The sequence below is a fragment of the Streptomyces sp. MMG1533 genome, from assembly GCF_001279775.1.
Lineage (GTDB): Bacteria > Actinomycetota > Actinomycetes > Streptomycetales > Streptomycetaceae > Streptomyces.
The window spans coordinates 101,904-122,035 of the sequence record NZ_LGDG01000134.1; the positions used below are offsets into that span (position 1 = coordinate 101,904).

Consider the following 20,132-nt stretch of genomic DNA (forward strand, 5'->3'; position numbering starts at 1 on the left):
CTTTAGCCGCTGCGCCACACCGCGCAGACGGCCGACCTCACCCAGGTTGTCCACAGCCTCCCGCTTAGCCCGCGCACGGACTGGTTACGCTCGAATACGTGAGCAGGCTCCAGGTCGTCAGCGGCAAGGGCGGGACCGGAAAGACGACGGTCGCCGCCGCCCTCGCGTTGGCCCTCGCGACGGAGGGGAAGCGGACGCTTCTCGTCGAGGTCGAGGGTCGCCAGGGCATCGCGCAGCTCTTCGAAACGGAGACGCTGCCTTATGAGGAGCGAAAGATCGCCGTCGCTCCAGGGGGCGGGGAGGTGTTCGCCCTCGCCATCGACCCCGAACTGGCCCTTCTGGACTACCTCCAGATGTTCTACAAACTGGGCAGCGCCGGCCGAGCCCTGAAGAAGCTCGGCGCGATCGACTTCGCGACCACCGTCGCGCCCGGCCTCAGGGACGTACTCCTGACGGGCAAGGCCTGCGAGGCGGTGCGCCGGAAGGACAAGAGCGGCAGGTTCGCGTACGACTACGTCGTCATGGACGCGCCGCCCACCGGCCGCATCACCCGCTTCCTGAACGTCAACGACGAGGTCGCCGGCCTCGCGAAGATCGGCCCGATACACAATCAGGCGCAGGCCGTGATGCGGGTGCTGAAGTCGCCGGAGACGGCCGTGCACCTGGTCACGTTGCTCGAGGAGATGCCCGTACAGGAAACCGCGGACGGGATCGCCGAACTGCGGTCGGCGCGGCTGCCGGTGGGGCGGATCATCGTCAACATGGTGCGGCCCGAGGTGTTGGACGCGACAGAACTGGAACTCGTACGAACCATGCCGCGTACGGCCGTCGCGCAGTCGCTGTCCGCGGCCGGACTCGGCGGGGCGCGGCGCGGAGGGCACGCCGAGCGGCTGGTGAGCCCGCTGCTGCAGCAGGCCGACGAGTACGGCGAGCGGTACGCGTTGGAGCACGAACAGCGGGCCGTACTGGGCGAGCTGGGCCTGCCGCTGCACGAACTGCCGCTGCTCGCCGAGGGCATGGACCTGGCGGGCCTGTACGAACTCGCCACCGAGCTGCGGGAACAGGGGATGTCATGAGTCCGGAGCCGACGCACACGCACGACACGGCACTCGCGCACGACACCCACGACACCCACGACACCGCGCCCGGGCACGACCACGGCACCCGTCACCGCCTCACCCCCGCGGGCGTGCTCGACCTCGACCCCCTGCTCGACGACCGGAAGACCCGCATCATCGTGTGCTGCGGCTCGGGGGGCGTGGGCAAGACGACCACCGCGGCGGCCCTCGGCCTGCGTGCCGCCGAACGCGGCCGGAAGGTCGTGGTGCTCACCATCGACCCGGCCCGCCGGCTCGCCCAGTCGATGGGCATCGACTCGCTCGACAACACCCCGCGGCGCGTGAAGGGCGTGGAGGGCGACGGCGAACTGCACGCGATGATGCTGGACATGAAGCGCACCTTCGACGAGATCGTCGAGGCGCACGCGGACGCCGACCGAGCGTCGGCGATCCTGAACAACCCCTTCTACCAGTCGCTTTCGGCGGGCTTCGCGGGCACGCAGGAGTACATGGCGATGGAGAAGCTGGGGCAGCTGCGGGCCAGGGACGAGTGGGACCTGATCGTGGTGGACACGCCCCCGTCCCGTTCCGCGCTCGACTTCCTGGACGCGCCGAAGCGGCTCGGGTCGTTCCTCGACGGCAAGCTGATCAGGGTCCTGCTGGCTCCGGCGAAGGTCGGCGGCCGCGCGGGGATGAAGTTCCTGAACGTCGGCATGTCGATGATGACCGGCGCGCTGGGCAAGCTGCTCGGCGGCCAACTCCTGAAGGACGTGCAGACGTTCGTGGCGGCGATGGACTCGATGTTCGGCGGGTTCCGCACGCGCGCGGACGCGACGTACAAGCTGCTCCAGGCGCCCGGGACGGCGTTCCTGGTGGTCGCGGCCCCGGAGCGGGACGCACTGCGCGAGGCCGCGTACTTCGTGGAGCGGCTGGCGGCCGAGGACATGCCGCTCGCCGGTCTGGTGCTCAACCGGGTCCACGGCAGCGGCGCCGACCGGCTGTCGGCCGAGCGGGCGCTCGCAGCCGCGGAAAATCTTGAAGAGCCCCGCATTGTGGATCAGGGGGACGGGAAAGCTGGACTTCGTAACTCTCCCGACACGTACGGCAGTTCAAAGTCTCCCGCTGCGGAATCTCCCGCTTCCGAACCACCGGCTCCTGACGAAGGCTCCCCCGCCGCCACGCAGGACACGGAACCCACGCAGGACAGTGACCAGGAGATGTCCGTCGAACAACTCACCGCAGGCCTGCTGAGGCTGCACGCCGAGCGCATGCGGCTGCTCTCCCGCGAGCAGCGCACGCGTGACCGCTTCACCGCGCTCCACCCCGAGGTGGCGGTGGCCGAAGTGGCCGCGCTGCCCGGCGACGTGCACGACCTCGCGGGGCTGCGGGACATCGGAAACCGGCTCGCGGCCGCCCACCCGGAGCTGCCCGAGCGCGATGCCGGCGCCTGACGCACCGGCGTCCGAGACGCCGGTGTGTGAGAAGTCGGTGTGCGAGATACCGGTGGTGTCCGAGGGAAGACCCCTCAGCTCACCGCCGCGAAGTTCTCGTACACCTCGTCGTCGAGGGGCAGGATGCCGACCCCCCGCTCGTACTCCGTACGCGCAGTCTCAAGGAGCCGGCGCCATGAAGTGACAGTCGGACGCCTGCGCAGCAGTGCGCGGCGCTCCCGCTCCGTCATCCCTCCCCACACGCCGAACTCGACGCGGTTGTCGAGCGCGTCGGCGAGGCACTCCGTGCGCACCGGGCATCCGGTGCACACCGCCTTGGCCCTGTTCTGCGCTGCTCCTTGAACGAACAGTTCATCCGGATCGGTAGTGCGGCAGGCCGCCTGCGCACTCCAGTCGACTACCCAGCCCATACCGGCGCCGTCCTCTCCCGAATCGAGGCTCCCCCACGGCGGCAGCGGCATATTCACCGCCGCCAGTTGAGGACGTTACGGAAGGTGGGCACAGCGCAACACCCCCTTCGGGCCCAATCTTGAATGGCCCGAACGGACTATGCGTAAGCGGCAGATCACCCGGGGGAGTGAGCCCGCGACATACATGACTGTTCCGGCAAACCGGGACAGTTCCATTGCGTCACAACGGGCACCAGATGACACACGAGGCGGATTCGGACACGTCCCCGTCAAAAAAGTCGGGGAACCTCCGGAACGATTCGGGGTCGCCGGACGTATTGATACGTAGTCCTACAGCTGTGACAGTTGAGAGCAGCTTAGGCCAAGGCCTATACGCGTGTCCGGCGAATGAGAACGTAGGCTGCCCCCATGCCAAAGAAGCGCTCGGGCGGTGGTCTGACCTCCACACAGCAGGCCGCCAAGTTCCTCGGTGTCAGTGTCCTCGCGGGAGCCGTGATGGCCGGCATCGCGCTGCCCGCGGCCGGTGCTCTGGGTCTCGCGGCCAAGGGATCGGTGGAGAGCTTCGACGAGCTCCCGGCCAATCTGAAGACGCCGCCGCTGAGCCAGCGCACCACCATCCTCGATGCCGACGGGGGCCAACTGGCCACCGTCTACTCGCGTGACCGCACGGTGGTCGGCCTCAAGAACGTCTCGCCGTACATGCAGAAGGCGATCGTCGCGATCGAGGACTCGCGCTTCTACCAGCACGGCGCGATCGACCTGAAGGGTGTCCTGCGCGCCCTCAACAAGAACGCGCAGAGCGGTGGGGTCTCGGAGGGCGCCTCGACGCTCACCCAGCAGTACGTGAAGAACGTCTTCGTGGAGGAGGCCGGCGACGACCCGACGAAGGTCGCGCAGGCCACCCAGCAGACCCTCGGCCGCAAGATCAAGGAGCTGAAGTACGCGATCCAGGTCGAGGAGGAGCTCGGCAAGAAGAAGATCCTCGAGAACTACCTGAACATCACGTTCTTCGGCCAGCAGGCCTACGGCGTCGAGGCCGCCGCCCAGCGCTACTTCTCGAAGTCCGCGAAGAACCTCAGCCTCCAGGAGTCGGCCCTCCTCGCCGGCATCGTCCAGTCGCCCAGCCGGTACGACCCGGTCAACGACGAGAGGGAGGCCACCAAGCGCCGCAACACCGTGCTGCGGCGCATGGCCGAGGTCGGCGACGTCTCCCAGGCCGAGGCGTCCAAGGCCATGGAACAACCGCTCGGCCTCAAGATCAGCAAGCCCAAGAACGGCTGCATCACGGCCGTCCAGGGCGCCAGCTTCTTCTGCAAGTACGTGGAGCGGGTCTTCCTCAGCGATCCGGTCTTCGGCAAGTCCCGCGAGGAGCGGGCGAAGACCTGGAACCAGGGCGGCCTGACGATCCGTACGACCCTCGACCCGCAGGCTCAGGACTCGGTCGAGGAGTCGCTCGACGACCACGTCAACCAGAGCGACAAGGTCGCCGCGGCGGCCACCCTCGTGGAGCCCGGCACCGGCAAGATCGTCGCCATGGGCCAGTCGAAGCCGTTCGGCTACGGCAAGAACGAGACCGAGTACAACTACTCGGTCGACGCGGCCTACGGCGGCTCCAACTTCGGCTTCCCGACCGGTTCGACGTTCAAGCCGTTCGTGGCGGCGGCCGCCCTGGAGGAGGGCCGCCCGGCGACGCAGGAGTACTCGTCGCCGTACGAGATGGAGTACCCGAGCCCCGTCCAGACCTGTGACAGCTCGCCGTGGACCAACCGGGACGGCGACAAGGTCGAGAACGAGAGCGACTCGGAGGTCGGTCCGTACCGGATGAAGGAGGCGATGGCCAAGTCGGTCAACACCTACTTCGTGCAGATGATCTCCGACATCGGCCTGTGCCCGGTCGTCAACATGACCGACAAGCTGCACGTCCGGCAGGGCAACGGCACCAAGCTGCCCGAGCGGCCCGCCATCGCGCTGGGCTCGGTGGGTCTGTCCCCGCTGACGATGGCGAGCGCGTACGCCACCTTCGCCTCCCGGGGCATGTACTGCTCGCCGGTCGCCATCGAGTCGATCACGCAGAAGGTCGGCGACGAGCAGAAGTCGATGGAGGTGCCGAAGTCGACGTGCTCGCGGGCGATGAGCGAGAAGACCGCAGACACGGTCAACACGCTCCTGCGCGGCGTGGTCGACTCCGGTACGGGCCAGCAGGCCGGCCTCACCGACCGCGAGAGCGCCGGTAAGACGGGTACGACGGACGAGCGGAAGAACGCCTGGTTCGTCGGCTACACGCCGAACATGTCGGGTGCCGTCTGGGTGGGCAGTGCCACCCAGAAGGTCAAGATGAAGAACATCACGATCGGCGGCGTCTACCGCCCGCTCGTCTACGGCGGCGAGGTCCCGGGCCCGATCTGGAAGGACGCCATGACCGGCGCCCTGGAAGGCAAGGCCACGGAGTCCTTCAACCTCGTCGACATCCCGAACCCCGACAAGGACCGCGACGACGACGGCAACGGAAACGGGAACGGCAACGGCAACAACAACGGGGGCAACGGCGACAACGGCGGAACCACCGACGGCGGCTCCGTCCCGACGCCCAGCTTCTCCATCCCGGAGGGCTTCTTCCAGGGCAACGGGAACGGGAACGGCGGCCGCGGCTGACGCGGTGACCTGAGCAGTGGAACGGCCCCTTCCTGCGGTACGTACAGGCATCTGTCGTACGGCGGTGAAGGGGCCGTTCTGCGTGAGGTGACCGGTGTCGGTCAGCCCGCCAGGAGCTTCTTGACCGCGGCGGCGACGCGGCCGCCCTCGGCCTGGCCCGCGACCTTCGGGTTGACGATCTTCATGACCGCGCCCATGGCCCGCGGCCCCTCGGCGCCGGCCGCCTTCGCCTCCTCGACGGCCTGGGCGACGATGGCGTTCAGCTCCTCGTCGCCGAGCTGCTTGGGCAGGTACGCGGCGAGGACCTCGCCCTCCGCCTTCTCCCGCTCGGCCGACTCGGCACGACCACCCTGCGCGAACGCGTCCGCGGCCTCGCGGCGCTTCTTCGCCTCGCGGGTGATCACCTTCTGCACCTCGTCGTCGGAGAGCTCGCGCTTGGTCTTGCCCGCGACCTCCTCCTTGGTGATCGCGGCGAGGGTCAGCCGGAGCGTCGAGGAGCGGAGCTCGTCGCGCCCCTTGATCGCGGCGTTGAGGTCTTCCTGCAGCTTCGACTTGAGCGTGGTCATGGGTTTGATTGTCGCAGGTGTCGCGCCCCGGATGCCCGTTCATTTAAGGGGCGGTGGGGCACGGGGCACTTCGGCGGTCTGACACGATGGGTGTATGCGTTCGCGATACGGAGTACCCCTGGGAATCGTGGCGGCCGGCACCGCCGGTCTGGTGTACGCGGCAGGCTTCGAGGCCCGCTCGTTCCGCCTCCGACGGGTGACCGTCCCCGTCCTCCCAGCCGGGATGCGCCCGCTGCGCGTACTCCAGGTCTCCGACATCCACATGGTCGGCGGCCAGCGCAAGAAACAGCGCTGGCTGCGCTCGCTGGCCGGTCTGCGCCCCGACTTCGTGATCAACACCGGGGACAACCTCTCCGATCAGGAGGGCGTGCCGGAGGTGCTGGACGCGCTCGGCCCGCTGATGGAGTTCCCGGGCGCGTACGTCTTCGGCTCCAACGACTACTACGGCCCCAAACTCCGCAACCCCGCCCGGTACTTGTTCGAGAAGGCCCAGGGCCGCCACGGCCTGAACGGCAACGTGCCCGCCGTCAACGCGATCCACAACCCGTGGGAGGACCTGCGGGACGGCTTCGACGCGGCAGGCTGGCTGAACCTGACGAACACGCGCGGTGCGCTGAAGGTCGAGGGCGTGTCGGTGGAGCTGACCGGCTTGGACGACCCTCACATCAGGCGGGACCGCTACGCGCAGGTGGCCGGCGGCCCGTCGACGTCGGCCGACTTCTCGATGGGCGTGGTGCACGCGCCGTACCTTCGCGTGCTGGACTCCTTCACGGCCGACGACTACCCGCTCGTCCTGGCCGGCCACACCCACGGGGGCCAGCTCTGCCTCCCCTTCTACGGCGCCTTCGTCACCAACTGCGACCTGGACACGGACCGCGTGAAGGGCCTGTCCACACACAAGGCGGAGGGTCGTACCTCGTACCTCCACGTCTCGGCCGGCTGCGGCACGAACCGCTACACGCCGGTGCGCTTCGCATGCCCGCCGGAGGCGACTCTGCTGACGCTGGTGGGCCGGGAGTAGTCCTTCTCGGGCCGGGAGTAGTCCCTGCGTGGGTCGGGAGTAGTCCTGCGTGGGTCGGGAGTAGTCCTGCGTGGGTCGGGAGTAGTCCTGCTGGTGAGGGGGCCGCGGCAGCGGTAACCCGCACGGACCGCCCGTATCGCCCCTTTTGTCAGCCCTGCTTAGCGTGAGGGCATGACCGCCCCGATACCCAGGGACATCCCGGACCTGCCCGCCGTCCCGGGCATGCCCGCGCTGTTGCCCTCAACCGTCCCCGCCGCGGCGGTGGTGGCCCCCGCACGCCGCCCCCTGGCCGCCGTCTTCCGCCTGCTGGTCGCCCTGGTGGCAGCCGGGGCCGTGACGATCGACCTGCTTCTCGGCAGCCCGGTCCGGGTTCTGAGCCACTTCACGATCCAGAGCAGCATCCTGCTGGCGCTGGTCATGCCGTTCTCGGCCCGGCAGGCGTGGGCGGCCCGCCGCCCCCTGCCGTCCGCCCTGACGGGCGCCACCCTCCTCTACGTCACGATCACAGGCCTGATGTACCACCTGCTGCTGGCGAACGAGGCGAGCCCGTTCCCCCTGACCGGCGAGGCGGCCACCCCCACGGGCTGGCACGCGATCACCAACCAGGTCCTGCACACGGTGGTCCCCGTCGCGGCCCTCCTGGACTGGCTCCTCCTGACGCCCCCCGGCCGCCTGCATCTGCGCCAGGCCGCCACATGGCTGCTCTACCCGCTCGCCTACCTGGTGTTCTCCCTGACCCGAGGCGAACTGCTCACTCCCGGCGCCCCGGACCGCTACCTCTACCCGTTCCTGGACGTAGAGCTCCACGGCTACAAGAGCATCCTCGTCAACGCCCTCCTCCTCGGCCTCACCTTCTACGCCCTCGCCGTCCTCCTCGTGGCCCTCGACCACGCCCGCCCGAACCCCGTCCGCCACCGTGCGAAAACCGGATTTCGTCTCCAGCCACCGGTGGGCTAAAGTAAACGACGTCGCCGCGACAAGCAGCGACAATCGGGGTGTAGCGCAGCTTGGCAGCGCGCTTCGTTCGGGACGAAGAGGTCGTGGGTTCAAATCCCGCCACCCCGACAGCTAAGTAGCAGGTCAGAGGGCCCTTACCGGGTAGGTAAGGGCCCTCTGGCGTTGCTGCGTGTCTATCTGCGTGACTACCGCTCCGGAACGCGCTTGAAAATGCCGTCCATGACCACGGCGCCAGTCTGAATCACGGGGCGAATCTGCTTGCGGTAGACCTCCTCGGTCACGGCCGTGCCGGAGTGGCCGACGAGTCGGGAGATCTCCTCCAGGGGGACGCCGCGATCGGAAAGCAGCGACACGAAGCTGTGGCGGAGCTCCCGGGGCGTCCAGTCGTCGGCATTGATCCCCTCGGCCTCCTTGAGCGCCTGGCGGAAGGCACGGCGGACGTTGGTCGCATCGAGAGGCTTACCCACGGCCGACGAGAAGACCAACCCGTGTTCCTCCCAGCTGTCGCCAGCGGCGAGCCGCTCCCAGCCCTGCTCTTCGAACTGCTGCCACAGGACCTCGACACAACGTGCCGGCAGAGCGAGCGTTCGTCGGGACTTCCGGGTCTTCGTGTCTCCGCCGCGACGGACCGAGCGCCAAACGGCGATGTGCGGAGGCTGTGGCGGGTCGGCGTCCGGCTGACCCCTGAGGAAGACGTGATCCCACGTAAGGGCTCGGAGTTCTTCGGTGCGGGCACCGGTGAGAAGGGCTACGACGATGTACACGTGCATCGAGGTCCCCTCGGCAGCCCTCAGAACGGCCTCGGCCTGGGCGAAGGTGAGCGCCTTCGACGGGCGTCCTGCCTGCCCTTGGGGGACGGAGCACAGCTCGACGACGTTGCGCTTGACCTTGTCCCGGGCCAGGGCTCGCTTGACCGAGCGGTTCAGGCAGGAGTGGACGGCCTGAAGCGTGCGAGTGCTGAGGATCTTGGCCTTGGCCGCTAGCCAGCGGTCGACGTCCTCCGCGCTCAGGTCGCGCAGCTTCCGGGCACCCAGTGCCGGGATGACGTGCTTCTGACTCAGATAGGTGCAGTTCTCGACTGTGCGCGCGTCGCGGCCTGCCAGACCGTAGGCGAGCCAGTCGTTCACAGCGTCGGCGACGGTGTAGTTCGTGGGTGCGATGGCGAGACCGTCCTCGTAGTCCCGCAACACCTCCTTGAGCTTGTTCTTCGCCTCCGTCTTGGTCTTGCCACTCCCCCGCCGAACGATGCGCTTGCCGCTCGGATCAAAGCCGAGGTTCGCCGTGGCGATCCAACGCTGTCTCTTCTCGTCCCAGTGCAGCCCGCCGTCACCACGGCTCCGACGCATGGTCATCAGGCGGCCTCCGCCAGCTGGTTCTGGATGAAGTCGCGTACGGCGTCGGCAGGTATGCGGCGAGCACCATCGATCTTGATGGAGGCGAGCCGGTGCGAGCGGATCAGGTCGTAGACCTTGGAGCGGCCGACCTTGAGCCGCGCCATGACGTCGGACACAGTCAGCAATTCAGAGGTGGCAGTGGTCATGCTGCGGCTCCTTCCAGGGCGAGTTCATCGCGTAGGGCTTCGCGGGCGGTTTCGCGGTTGTGCTGGACGTCGCGGGCGATGGTGGCGGCGAGGGCGGATTCGCCGGGGGTGTGGCCGTGTCCGGCGTACTGCCAGTCGGCGAGGACGAGGACGGTGTCCGGCTCGCGGTCGTCCAGGCCGAGGGCTTCGCGTTCCTGGGCTGCGCGGAAGTCGGCGCGAGCCTGGCGGAGTTCGCCGAGCGTCGTGGAGTAGCGCCGGGACTTGGAGGAGAAGTGGCCGCGGAAGCCGAGCATGTGAGCCCAGGCCCAGATACGGCGGTCCGGGTAGAGGGGGTCGAGCCGCTTACACGCTTCGATCAGGCGGCGGGTGTGGTCGGGGACCTGGTGGCGGTCGAGTTCGGAGAGCTCGCCGATGCGGCGGTCGAGAGTGCCGGTGTTCTCGGCGGCCTTGGTGGCGTACTTGGCGACGTAGGAGGCGACGGCCTGTTCGGTGATGTCGGAGCCGTCGCCGAAGGCCTTGACCGGGCGGACATCGAGCTGGGTGCCCCAGCGGAAGGTTCGGGCAGGCTGGTCTGAAACGGCCGGCGCGGAGACCGAGGTGTACGAGTGCGCGGCGGCGGCGCGGATCGAGTCGGCGAGCAGGTCGACGGTGGCCCAGGACGGAGGCGGTGTCTCGGGTCCCTCGGGGCCGTCGATCCGGATCACGGCGTGGAAGTGCAGGGCACCGCGCTTTTGGAACTCGGCGACCTTGCCGTACGAGATGCGTGCATGATCGGCCAGTTCGCGGCGGGTAAGTCCGGCGCGGGCGGCGATCTCGCGGCGGAGCCGAGTCGTGAAGCGCTGCCACAGGCTGCCCGCGTGGTTGTTGAAGAGGACGGCTCCCGCGTAGTCGTAGGTGGCCGGGTCGAGTGCTGTGCCGAGGGTGCGGTCGTCTGCGGGGTGGCGGGTGCCGCAGCAGCAGGTGCCGTTGTCGGGGCGGTTGTGGACCGGGCCGAAGGACGGGGCGGTGAGGGTCGCGAAGACCCGGGGGTGATCGCGGACGGTGGCGGGGATGTCGCGGCGGTCGTCTCCGGCCAGTCCTGCGCGGATGAGGTGGTAGGTGTCTCCGGCGTAGGTGAAGGCGCAGGAGGGGCAGCGGGAGGCGCGGCGGTTGCCGCAGGCGACGCGGAGGCGTCCACCGGGCTCGTTCTCGGTGGAGTAGTGGTGCAGGGTCTCGCCGGTGGTCTTGTCCTTGGTAAGGGTCCAGCCGGTGAGGTGGATCGGGTCGGCGCAGCCGCCGGTGCGGCGGACCTGCTCGTGCCAGCGGTCGAAGTCGGCGGCCGAGGCCACCCTCAGCAGGTCGCCGAGGGTGGTCGGATCGAGCAGCGTGTCAGGCACGGGCGCCCTCCCTGACGGGCGTACGGCGGGTGGTGCCGGTCCCGTGGCAGGCCGGGCAGTGGGCGGCGATGGTCCGCAGGTGGCCTTGGTGGTCGCGGCCGCCGAGGGTGATGGCGGCGGAGGCCTGGCCGTCGCAGTCCGGGCAGATGCGGGACGGCGGGCGGGTGCGGTCGGTCATGCTGGGGGTTCCCTTCGGTTGCGAGATCGGAGTGGGGCACGGCTCCCGGGCGGCGGAGACTTGGCGGTTGAGGCCGCCCGGGGGCCGGTCAGCGGTGCTTTGCCTCGCTGTTGATGAGCGAGCGGATGACCAGGGCGCAGACGGCGACGGACGCGCCGGTGATGGCGACTGCGAGGAGCATCGAGACCAGGACCGCGCCGACGACCAGGACGACGGCCGTCCCACCACCGATCAGGGCCACGACGGCGCCCGGGGTGAGCTGGACGGTAGGCCGGGCAGGCACCGCAGCGGGTACGGGGGTGACCGGTGCGGACTGGATGACGGTGGTCGGCTCGACGACGGCGGGCGGGGTGACGAGGCCGGTGGGCTGGGGCATGACCGGGAGCTTGGGGCGGAGCATCGTGGATCTCCTTTCGCGGGCGGTTACTTGATGGCGGTATCGATGACCGGGGCGAGGAGGCTGTCGGCGATGAGGTAGCCGCCGAGGAGGAGCACCAGGACCAGCCAGAGCGGCGGGCGGATGAGCTTGCAGCCGAGGTACGAGGTAGCCGACGACGGCGAGGGCGAACCAGAGCGGGACGTCCATGGGTGGTGGCCTCCTAGCGGGCGGTGCAGCGGTGGGTGCGGGCGGCGAGCTGGGCGGCGGTCTGGCTGGAGTAGTCGGCGGACCAGCCGCAGCGGTCGTTGGTGCACACGGCGGCGTGCTTGGTGTGGCCGTGGCGGTCGCGGTGGGTGCCGATCTGCACCGGGCCGATCCGCATGACGGAGTGGAAGTGATCGCGGGCAGGCATCGAGGTCGTTTCCTTTCGGCTCAGGTGAGTTGGGCGGCGATGGCTTGGGCGAGCTGGGGCGGGACGCCGAGGCGGGCGCGCAGGGTGTCGGTGTCGATCGGCGATCCGGTGCGGGCGTGGTGGTCGTCGGCGACCTTGCGGGCGTGGTCGACCAGCGCGGCCGGGACAGCGGGCGCAGCGGTGACGGGCTTCGCAGCCGGAAGCGCGGGGGTTTCCTCGGCGTCAGTCACGGCGGCCGGGATGGCTTCCGGCTCGGGTGAGGCGACCGGTTCGGGTGAGGCGACCGGTTCGGGGTCGGATGGAGTGGCCGGCACTTCGGGTGCCGGGTGGTCTGCGGTGGAGTGGGCGAGGAGGGTGCCGCCCATGAAGGCCAGGGCGGGCCAGGCGGCGACGAGGATGCGCAGCCAGGCCGGAACCTGCTGGAGGTCAAGGAGCCCGGCGGTGGCGACGTTGGCGCCGAGCGAGGCCACGAGGGCGATCACGAACCAGCACCAGGCGAGCCGGGACGGGCCCTCGGAGCGCAGCCGCCGCCAGGAGGCGACCAGGAGCAGGTCAACCGAGATCGGGTAGGCCCAGGCTTTCCAGCCGTCTTGTCCGGCAGCGGCGGCGAGGTCGTGGAGGTGGGCGAAGGACAGTGCCCCGGCAATGACGGCCTGGACGAGCACGGCGTCGATGCGGAGGGCGGGGCGGGCCATCACGGCTCCTTCCGGTGATGAGGCATGGCGGGGGTAGGGACCTGGCGCGAGGCAGTCGCGCCGACCGGATTGCGGGAGTTGTCAGGCCGTGGCGGGCGCGGTCTTGGACAGCGGCACGCGGGCCGAGGGCAGCGGGGTAACCGCGGGGCGGAAGGCTGCCAGGGCGGGCAGGTCCGGGGTGCGCTCGGCGTGCTTGTTGCAGATGTTGACGGCTTCGCGTAGCGATGTGTGCGGGGCGCGGATGCGGGCCCAGCCGCCTGAGGCGTCGCCGGTGACGGCGATACCCGGGGTGTCGGTGGGGATCTGGATCGCGGCGAGGACGGCGTCCGGGGAGATGTCGCCGAAGGCCATGTTGGCGGAGGATTCGTCGTTGACGCGGTGGGCGGTGCGGCCGGTGAGCTGGGCGCGGAGCATGGTGATGCCCTTGCCGAGTTCGGAACCGAAACGCTGTCCGCAGATCTCCAGGTAGATCCCGGCGGCGCGGCCGAGCTGGGCGAGGCGGACCAGCGCGGTGATGATGCGGTCCCGGCGCTTCTCCTCGTCCTTGGTGGCGAACAGGGCGAGTTCGGCGACCTCGTCGACCAGGACCACGACCGGGACGGGGCGCAGGTCCTCGGGCAGGTCCCAGATGTCGGCGGCGATCTCCGCGTCCGGGACGTTGACGCTGATGCGCTGCTGGGCGCGGATGAGCTGGTAGACGTCCTCCATGTGGGACGCGAGTGCTTCGAGGAGCTCGAGGGCGGTGTCGGGGTTGTCGGCGAGGGCGGAGAAGCGGCGGGCGAGCGGGAAGAGTTCGACGCCCTGCTTGCAGTCGATGCCGACCAGGGCGACGTCCTGCGCGGCGAGCCCGGCGACCAGGTTGCGCTGGTAGACGGACTTGCCTGACTCGGTGGCGCCGAGCGTGAGTCCGTGCGGGACGGTGCGGTAGTCGCGGTAGTGGACGGCACCGTCTTCGCGCAGCGCGACGGGGATGCGCATCGGAGCCGAGCCGGTCTTGGCGGGCATCTGCACCCGCTTGAGGACGTCGTAGCCGGTCATGCGCAACTCGACGATGCCGGAGCGCAGTTCGCGGGAGGTGACGCCGTACAGGCCGAAGGAGTGGCGCAGCCGGTCGGTGGCGGCGGAGACGTCGAAGGCGTCCTGTCCGGGGCGGAGTTTGAGCCGTAGGACCAGGCCGGTCCGGGTGGGCCGCAGTCGCAGGATGCGCGGGGCGCGGGACTCGGGGACGGGGCGGTTGGTCATGCGGGCGAGGGTGAGGCGCCAGCGGGAGGGCGGGACGGTCAGGCCGCAGGCGTCCATGACGGAGGTGTAGCGGAAGGCGACCCGCAGGGCGGCGAGGGTGACCCCGAAGGTCATCCAGTACCAGGCGGGGCGCCGCCACCGCAGGATGACTGCGGCAGCGACGACCAACACCAGCGCGACCATGAACCAGGTCATGATCAGGCCGCCTTGGGCTTCGAGGCACCGGCCGCCAGCGAGGTGACGGCGACCGCGCGGAAGGCGATGCCGTGCCGCTTCTGCCCGTTGAACTCGTTCTCCCATGCCGAGGCGACCAGGCCGGTCAGCGCGACCGGGGTGCCCATGGCCAGGTCCTCGGAGACGCCGGGCTGGGGGACGGTGAGCTTGAGGATCTCCACCTCGTCGGGCGTGGAGAACATGACCTCCACGGTCATCAGCGTGACACCGTCCTTGTCGATGGCGATCTCACCCGTGCGGCGGTCCTTGACCTTCGGCTGCGGAGCCTTGGCGACCATCACGGTCGCGTTGGAGGTGTCGACGGGAATCTGACGCACAGCAGTTCACTCCTCTATAGAGGTTGGACTCCGGCACTCATGTACATGAGTGACATGAAGAAGAGTGCCTCACTCCTATACATGAGTCAACCCGCCGCGAAGAAGAACTCACGACGGGCTGCGGGGAGTTGAGTGCGCGTCAGTCGGCGGCGGGGATCCGGTACTCGAAAACGAACTGGTCAGCGGCCATGAGCGTGTCGCAGACCTCGACGACGAGACCCTCGGTCGTACGGGCCTCACGGATCAGGTGAACGACCGGCGCACCCGGGCTGAGCGCCAGCTCGGACGCCTCCGCCTTGGAGGCCGGGCGCGCTTGCAGCGTCTCGACGAACTCGGCGAACTCGTGGCCGTGGTCCTCGAGTCGGGCGTAGATCCCACCACCGCCGGGATTCTCGGCGAACAACTCGGGGATCTCCTTGACGACATCCCACGGGAGGTACGAGGTCGCGGTCTCAACCGGGGTGCCGTTGCGGAAGTAGAGCCGTCGCCGGGCGAGCACCTGAGTGCCGGCGGAGACGCCCAACCGTTGGGCCGCATCCTCGGGGGCCTCCATCGGGCCGATGTAGATGACGCTCACCTTGGCCGTGGCGCCGGACTGTTCTGACTCGGCGAGGTACGCGGCTTTGCCGCCCTGCCGGAGCGAGCGCCGGAAGCGATCAGAGGAGCGGTGCCGTACCGGCGGCCGATCCTTCACGATCGAGCCCTTACCGTGCCGAGTCTCGACGAGCCCGCTCGCGCGCACCTCGACCATGGCCTTGCGGATCGTGCCGCCCGAGACGCCGTAGCGCTCGACGAGATCCGACTCACTCGGCACCATCTCACCAGGCTTGAGGATCCCCGCCCGGATCTGCTGCACGATCTCCTCGGCGATCTGTACGTACCGAGGTACGGACCTCTCTCCTCCTACCGCAGTTCCCATAGTCCTTCTCTTCCTCCTATGCTCCTGTACATGAGTCAATCACAGGAAGCAACGTCACCGCCGCTGCACTCCGTATCTGTGGCCGGAGTAGTGGTGCGCGAAGACGGCCGCCTCCTGGCGATCCGCCGGGCGGACAACGGCACTTGGGAGCTCCCCGGCGGCGTACTCGAACTCGACGAGACCCCCGAGACGGGCGTAGCCCGTGAGGTCCTGGAGGAGACGGGCATCCACGTCGAGGTGGACGAACTCACCGGCGTCTACAAGAACACGACCCGAGGCATCGTGGCCCTGGTCTTCCGCTGCAAGCCATCCGGCGGCAGGGAGCGCACGTCGAGTGAGTCGACGGCAGTCTCATGGCTCACGCCCGAGGAAGTCTCGGAGCGCATGTCCGAGGTCTTCGCGATCAGGCTCTTGGACGCCTTGGATGGCAACGGCCCTCACGTGCGGAGCCACGACGGCAAGCGCCTCATCCCAGCGGGATAGAACTTTCCCTACTTCATCAAGGCCCGCGCACGGCGCGGGCGCGCGCCGCCTCGACGGCGCGGCCTGCCTCTGTCTTCGCCCCGGCTGGCCGCGCCCGGCGGCGCGCTCGGCGGCTGCGGGCAGAACGTGGGCGACACCCTCTGTGGCTGGGGCGGTCGGCTCCACGGCTTTAGGCAGCCACTTTGGGGCGAGCCTCTAAGATCATGGCCCCAACGTCGTGCTTTAACGGGCAGGTCCACAGACTGCCCGACTCGCCGGAAGCTTACGGGGCCATGATCACTCGCCCCAAAGCAGCTCCAGCCCAAAGCCGCTCCACCGACCTCGTCATCCGGCACACGTGCACGTTCGCTGTCAAAATCGATCCAGCGGCCAGTCCGAACGGGAAAGGGATGGTAGTGAGTCAGCAGGAGCTAGTTTCCTACTTCAAGCAGGCCACCATGGAAATGCAGCTGGAGTACGAGCGAATCCGCCTACGTGCCACCGAAGATCCTGGAACCGCTGGAGATGAAGGCGAAGAGAATTGGGCCTCACTTTTCAGAAAATGGCTTCCAGGGGATCTGCAGATCGCGACGAAGGGGCGGGTTCTTTGCGGCAGCGGGGAGGCAACGGATCAAGTTGACATAGTGGCCTTGTCTGCCTCGTATCCGCACGGGATGCTCGTCAAGAAAATGCACCTCGCCTCCGAGGTTATGGCCATCTTTGAATGTAAGACGACCCTAAAGGCGCATCACATTGAGAAGACAATCGCGAGCGCCAGTCGCGCGAAGGAGGCCATCTATAAAGCGCACGGAAAGGAAGTTATTTACGGACTCGTGGCACACTCTCACTCGTGGGGAAGCGATAGTTCAAAAGTCGCAGAAATAATCTCCGGCAAACTTGCTGAGGCCAGCAGCGCTCATGTTGAACACCCGAACAACTCGCTAGACTTTGTGTGCATCGCCGACCTCGGCTCATGGACTCTTCGAACGGAGTGGGATGAGGACTACTACGGTCCAGGAGTAGTTAGTTACTACTCCGGTCCGGCATTTGTCAACCTAAACGGAAAGTCCGGTACCGACACATCACCTATCGGGAGAATGGTCACCTACACGCTACGGCGCCTGTCTTATCTCGATGAAAAGTATCGCGGGTTGGCGTCGTATTTTGGAATGTCAGGCCTTGAAGGAATCGGCTCCTGGGCGACGAGTAACCTCCGCATCTGGACAGATTTCAATAGCAAGCGTAGGCATGTCGATCTCTTCTACTAGCCTAGCCATCACCCGGTTAGACTACGTCGATCTCGCAATAAAATCGCAGCGATGTTCCCGGCCTGTTCCTCTAAGGCGGTGGCCTCAACATCGTGCTTTAACGAGCAGGTCCACAGACTGCCCGACTCGTCGGAAGCTTGCGGGGCCATGATCACTCGCCCCAAAGCAGCTCCAGTCCAAAGCCGCTCCGCCGAACTATTCTGGAATACCTATTGCTTGGGGCCATGCTCGGCGAGATAGCTTTTTTGTGTCGCGGAATTGAGGACCTGATTCGAGATATCGTCCATCATTTTGATGATTTCTACCCTCACGTCATCCCAGTCAGTGAGCCTGATGTAGTCCTCCTCTCCGTGAGCGATTTTATTCCGCGCCGCTAGTAGCTGCTCATCGATTAGATCTTGGTAAACAGAGTAGCGGGAAAAGTCGCAACCCACGGAGCATAGGATGTCGCACAGTCGATCGTAGTTGAGGTTTGAAAAAGTTCTCACTGCGTCGCGGCTGGTTGGAATCCTGGCTCGGGATGAAGCATTTTCGCGAATATCCCGAATGAGGGTTGTGTGTATCTGTGACCTATTAGTTGTTTCGAATTCTTCAAGTCTCGCTCTCATGGCGAGCGCTGCCAGCTCAGGCCTGAGCTGCAGGTAGGTCAACTTGAGAGAAGCTAGGTAGCAGAGGTAGGCGTGTGCGCTATTCTTGACGAACCCTTCCCAGTGAGCGTAGAGGAGGGCAATTGATGCCCTCAGAAGTGCTGGACGAACCCCGAACCCTGCTCTCTCGACTTGCCCCTTGAATACGCTAAGCTCTTTCTTTCGCCAGCCAAGATCAGCTGAAATGTGGTCGTAGAGACTCTCCGTCGTGCGGATCTTCATTTAGTCGGCCTTAGGGGCGGAAGAAATCCTTAGCGGCAGGAATGGTCACGGGGATGCGTGTGGTTCCGCGTACGCCGCCCCGAGCCTGCGATCGAAAGAACTCTTCCGACCACATGGATTCCACCCGGTCGCGGACCGATGTCGACCGAGGGCTTTCATCTAGTCGCTGCCATGCTTGAAGGTTGGTTGCGACACCGATCGTGATGGCCTCAAAAGCTGATACCGAAAACCCGCCGAGGAACTTTTCCTTTGAGGCGTCGTATCGCCTAAAGGACTCTGATTCCAGTGACTCGGCAAGGAGGGAGAAGGTATCGCGAAAGACCTTACCCCAGCTAGCTTTGTCGAAACTCGCTTCGCTTGCCAAGCTGAGCATCTTTTCTGTCAAGAACAGGTCGACACTCTCCATCTCCTTGAGCTCCTGGAGTGTGCTTGAGATGAGGCTCAGGAAACGGCAGACAAGCTCCAGATCGTATTGCTCATCTGCTGCCCGGCTGGAGATTAGCGCACAGGCGGTGAAATTTTGATCCTTCCGCAACTCCTCCAGCCAGAGGAAGAAGTCACGATTCATCATGATGAGCTGGCAGTTCCTGACCTCTTGAGCCGACGGAGCCTCGCCGCCCGAGTTCAGGCGATCGAAGAGCTCGTACTTCGCTTTTTCGTCGCTTTCCGGCAAGAGAATCTTGAAGTCGAGCTTGCTCCTTTTGAAGGATACTCGCTGGCCAGGCGTCAGGCTGGTTCCTTCGTCTACGCCTTCAAAGGTCAAACCGTCTAGAGAAGGGAGATAGCGCGTCCCGTGAAGTTCGCTTGCGGGCAGCAACTCTCCCTTCTCTTCATCTCGTAGTTCTCCCATGAATTCAAGGATCGTTGACAGCCTCTGCAAACCGTCGATCACTTCCCATACTCCATCGTGCCTCTGCATGACAAAGATCGAGGGGAGAGGGATACCTAGTAGAATGCTCTCTACCAACCGCGACTTCTTTGAGGGGCTCCAGCGAAAGAGTCGTTGAAATTCAGGACGAATTACCAATTCGCGGTCTCGGTAGAGGTTCACGATTTCGCCGATAGACATGGCGTAGGCGTCTGCCTTAACCGTTGAGCGGCCAGCCTCGATCTCGTCTTGCAGGGTCATGTCGCGCTCTCTCTACTCCGGTAGCCCGTGGCTCAGGTCATCATTCCATCCCGGAGCGCCAGAGAGCATGGTTCGGGCACTGCTTCTCCGGGGGCGTTGGGTGTGCGTAGCGCTCAGCGGCAGAGATGGCCGAACGGCCTACTTGTGAGCAACTCAGGGGCGCGCCCATGCCGCTGGGTGACGGGTGAAGCAGTCGCTGTCTGCCCCGCATCGGATGCGAGGTGACTAGCTCCAGGGCCGTCTCCGGGCCGTGCGAGGGTACCCAGGGGCGACCACGACAACCGACGGTGACAGACGAGGCACAGCCGCTGCCCGCGAACCCCCAGGTCACAGCCCCCCGACCAAACGGGTTACCACCCAAGGGTGGACCTCAGGCAAGATGGGGTTTTTCTCTCTGTCGGGTTGGATCAGGGTGCTTATCGCCGAGTAGGTCCATGAAGGTAGTCGTCTTCAGTAAGGTCCCCGTATGGAGCAGCAGCGCGAACTCATCAACGGCCAGTTGATCCGCACCCAACGGATCCTCTATGGCACTGATGCCGACCTCCGTGCTGCCGGCATCAGGACGCGCGACGTGACCTCTATGGACTGGTACCGCATCCCGGACGCAGATCGTGCGCCCTCTTGCGACGTCAAGGGCTGCACCGACTTGCCGGACTACCGAGTGACCAAGAGTGTTGGGCTGTTCAAGCGACCCAAGGAGTACTTCGGTTGCCCTGAACATCTAGATGCCTGCCGCGCAGCCATGGCGTACGGGCACAGTGGCGATCCCGCCTAGCGAACCAGGGTGAGTGTCTAACTGCGTGACAACGCCGACGTACAACGGCGGACGCGCACGGTCACCTGCGGACCATCCCAGCAGGTGAAAGGCACAGCGACCCGAGGTTGAGGGCCCGTCCAAGTTGCTTCGGGACGAAGAGGTCGTGGGTTCAAATCCCGCCACCCCGACAGCTGTAACACCAGGTCAGGGGCCTGATCCGCTTAGCGGGTCGGGTCCCTG

The 20,132-nt window shown here is 66.6% G+C and carries 22 protein-coding genes and 1 tRNA gene; 9 read left to right on the forward strand and 14 right to left on the reverse strand.

Annotated features, from left to right (window positions below):
• The first annotated feature begins 98 nt into the window (after window positions 1-98).
• Together ADK57_RS15830 and ADK57_RS15835 are read left to right on the forward strand one after the other, a co-directional pair.
• Entirely contained in the window at window positions 99-1,076 is a 978-nt protein-coding gene (locus ADK57_RS15830; RefSeq protein WP_053750092.1) for an ArsA family ATPase, read from the forward strand.
• Window positions 1,073-2,509 (forward strand): ArsA family ATPase, encoded by a 1,437-nt coding sequence (locus ADK57_RS15835; RefSeq protein ID WP_053750093.1) that lies wholly within the window; start codon window positions 1,073-1,075, stop codon window positions 2,507-2,509. The genes ADK57_RS15830 and ADK57_RS15835 overlap by 4 nt, the downstream gene beginning before the upstream one ends.
• Before the next feature lie 74 nt (window positions 2,510-2,583).
• Here the strand turns inward: ADK57_RS15835 and wblA are convergent, their stop codons facing one another.
• Complete coding sequence (wblA, locus tag ADK57_RS15840) at window positions 2,584-2,919, reverse strand: transcriptional regulator WblA (protein ID WP_053750094.1); 336 nt, start codon at window positions 2,917-2,919, stop codon at window positions 2,584-2,586.
• A gap of 408 nt (window positions 2,920-3,327) precedes the next feature.
• Between wblA and ADK57_RS15845 the strand changes: the two genes are divergently transcribed.
• The gene (locus ADK57_RS15845) at window positions 3,328-5,571 is read left to right on the forward strand and encodes a transglycosylase domain-containing protein (RefSeq protein ID WP_053750095.1); all 2,244 of its coding nucleotides are present in this window, start codon (window positions 3,328-3,330) and stop codon (window positions 5,569-5,571) included.
• Window positions 5,572-5,672: 101 nt separating this feature from the next.
• Here ADK57_RS15845 and ADK57_RS15850 read toward each other — a convergent pair whose 3' ends face one another.
• Window positions 5,673-6,137 (reverse strand): GatB/YqeY domain-containing protein, encoded by a 465-nt coding sequence (locus tag ADK57_RS15850; RefSeq protein WP_053750096.1) that lies wholly within the window; start codon window positions 6,135-6,137, stop codon window positions 5,673-5,675.
• A gap of 94 nt (window positions 6,138-6,231) precedes the next feature.
• Between ADK57_RS15850 and ADK57_RS15855 the strand changes: the two genes are divergently transcribed.
• The 3 genes from ADK57_RS15855 to ADK57_RS15865 all read left to right on the forward strand — a co-directional run bounded on the left by ADK57_RS15855 (window position 6,232) and on the right by ADK57_RS15865 (window position 8,223).
• Complete coding sequence (locus tag ADK57_RS15855; RefSeq protein ID WP_053750097.1) at window positions 6,232-7,158, forward strand: metallophosphoesterase; 927 nt, start codon at window positions 6,232-6,234, stop codon at window positions 7,156-7,158.
• A gap of 171 nt (window positions 7,159-7,329) precedes the next feature.
• Window positions 7,330-8,115, forward strand: a complete 786-nt coding sequence (locus ADK57_RS15860) for a Pr6Pr family membrane protein (RefSeq protein ID WP_053750098.1) — start codon at window positions 7,330-7,332, stop codon at window positions 8,113-8,115.
• A gap of 34 nt (window positions 8,116-8,149) precedes the next feature.
• Window positions 8,150-8,223: transfer RNA gene (locus tag ADK57_RS15865), tRNA-Pro, on the forward strand.
• A gap of 77 nt (window positions 8,224-8,300) precedes the next feature.
• On the opposite strand, the gene ADK57_RS15870 is transcribed toward ADK57_RS15865, so the two are convergent.
• The 10 genes from ADK57_RS15870 to ADK57_RS15915 all read right to left on the reverse strand — a co-directional run bounded on the left by ADK57_RS15870 (window position 8,301) and on the right by ADK57_RS15915 (window position 15,407).
• Window positions 8,301-9,467 carry a site-specific integrase gene (locus ADK57_RS15870; protein WP_053750099.1) on the reverse strand — a complete coding sequence of 389 codons (1,167 nt, stop codon included), beginning with the start codon at window positions 9,465-9,467 and terminating at the stop codon, window positions 8,301-8,303.
• A complete protein-coding gene (locus tag ADK57_RS15875) occupies window positions 9,467-9,655 on the reverse strand; it encodes a helix-turn-helix domain-containing protein (RefSeq protein ID WP_053750100.1) in 189 nt (62 codons plus the stop codon). Before ADK57_RS15875 ends, ADK57_RS15870 begins: the two co-directional genes overlap by 1 nt.
• Window positions 9,652-11,031, reverse strand: coding sequence for a replication initiator protein RepSA (gene repSA / locus ADK57_RS15880; RefSeq protein ID WP_053750101.1), 1,380 nt, complete (start codon window positions 11,029-11,031; stop codon window positions 9,652-9,654). Before repSA ends, ADK57_RS15875 begins: the two co-directional genes overlap by 4 nt.
• A complete protein-coding gene (locus ADK57_RS15885) occupies window positions 11,024-11,209 on the reverse strand; it encodes a hypothetical protein (protein ID WP_053750102.1) in 186 nt (61 codons plus the stop codon). The genes repSA and ADK57_RS15885 overlap by 8 nt, the downstream gene beginning before the upstream one ends.
• An 88-nt stretch (window positions 11,210-11,297) precedes the next feature.
• Window positions 11,298-11,609, reverse strand: coding sequence for a hypothetical protein (locus ADK57_RS15890; RefSeq protein WP_053750103.1), 312 nt, complete (start codon window positions 11,607-11,609; stop codon window positions 11,298-11,300).
• Between the two features lie 199 nt (window positions 11,610-11,808).
• The gene (locus ADK57_RS15895; protein WP_053750104.1) at window positions 11,809-12,000 is read right to left on the reverse strand and encodes a mobile element transfer protein; all 192 of its coding nucleotides are present in this window, start codon (window positions 11,998-12,000) and stop codon (window positions 11,809-11,811) included.
• Window positions 12,001-12,020: 20 nt separating this feature from the next.
• A complete protein-coding gene (locus tag ADK57_RS15900) occupies window positions 12,021-12,695 on the reverse strand; it encodes a DUF2637 domain-containing protein (protein WP_053750105.1) in 675 nt (224 codons plus the stop codon).
• A gap of 81 nt (window positions 12,696-12,776) precedes the next feature.
• Complete coding sequence (locus ADK57_RS15905) at window positions 12,777-14,132, reverse strand: FtsK/SpoIIIE domain-containing protein (RefSeq protein ID WP_053750106.1); 1,356 nt, start codon at window positions 14,130-14,132, stop codon at window positions 12,777-12,779.
• A 2-nt stretch (window positions 14,133-14,134) separates the two neighbouring features.
• Entirely contained in the window at window positions 14,135-14,488 is a 354-nt protein-coding gene (locus tag ADK57_RS15910) for a hypothetical protein (RefSeq protein WP_053750107.1), read from the reverse strand.
• Window positions 14,489-14,627: 139 nt separating this feature from the next.
• Window positions 14,628-15,407: a GntR family transcriptional regulator gene (locus ADK57_RS15915; RefSeq protein WP_053750108.1), complete on the reverse strand. Its 780-nt coding sequence runs from the start codon at window positions 15,405-15,407 to the stop codon at window positions 14,628-14,630.
• A gap of 18 nt (window positions 15,408-15,425) precedes the next feature.
• Between ADK57_RS15915 and ADK57_RS15920 the strand changes: the two genes are divergently transcribed.
• Both ADK57_RS15920 and ADK57_RS49915 read left to right on the forward strand, forming a co-directional pair.
• Entirely contained in the window at window positions 15,426-15,890 is a 465-nt protein-coding gene (locus tag ADK57_RS15920; protein WP_053750109.1) for an NUDIX hydrolase, read from the forward strand.
• Between the two features lie 395 nt (window positions 15,891-16,285).
• On the forward strand, window positions 16,286-17,137 hold the full coding sequence (locus tag ADK57_RS49915) for a DUF6602 domain-containing protein (RefSeq protein ID WP_234390206.1): 852 nt from the start codon (window positions 16,286-16,288) through the stop codon (window positions 17,135-17,137).
• A gap of 209 nt (window positions 17,138-17,346) precedes the next feature.
• Here ADK57_RS49915 and ADK57_RS49920 read toward each other — a convergent pair whose 3' ends face one another.
• Together ADK57_RS49920 and ADK57_RS15925 are read right to left on the reverse strand one after the other, a co-directional pair.
• Complete coding sequence (locus ADK57_RS49920) at window positions 17,347-18,006, reverse strand: MAE_28990/MAE_18760 family HEPN-like nuclease (protein ID WP_159050069.1); 660 nt, start codon at window positions 18,004-18,006, stop codon at window positions 17,347-17,349.
• 10 nt (window positions 18,007-18,016) lie between these two features.
• The gene (locus ADK57_RS15925; RefSeq protein ID WP_063785957.1) at window positions 18,017-19,135 is read right to left on the reverse strand and encodes a DUF262 domain-containing protein; all 1,119 of its coding nucleotides are present in this window, start codon (window positions 19,133-19,135) and stop codon (window positions 18,017-18,019) included.
• Between the two features lie 466 nt (window positions 19,136-19,601).
• Between ADK57_RS15925 and ADK57_RS15930 the strand changes: the two genes are divergently transcribed.
• Window positions 19,602-19,910 (forward strand): hypothetical protein, encoded by a 309-nt coding sequence (locus ADK57_RS15930; RefSeq protein WP_053750111.1) that lies wholly within the window; start codon window positions 19,602-19,604, stop codon window positions 19,908-19,910.
• Window positions 19,911-20,132 lie beyond the last annotated feature (222 nt).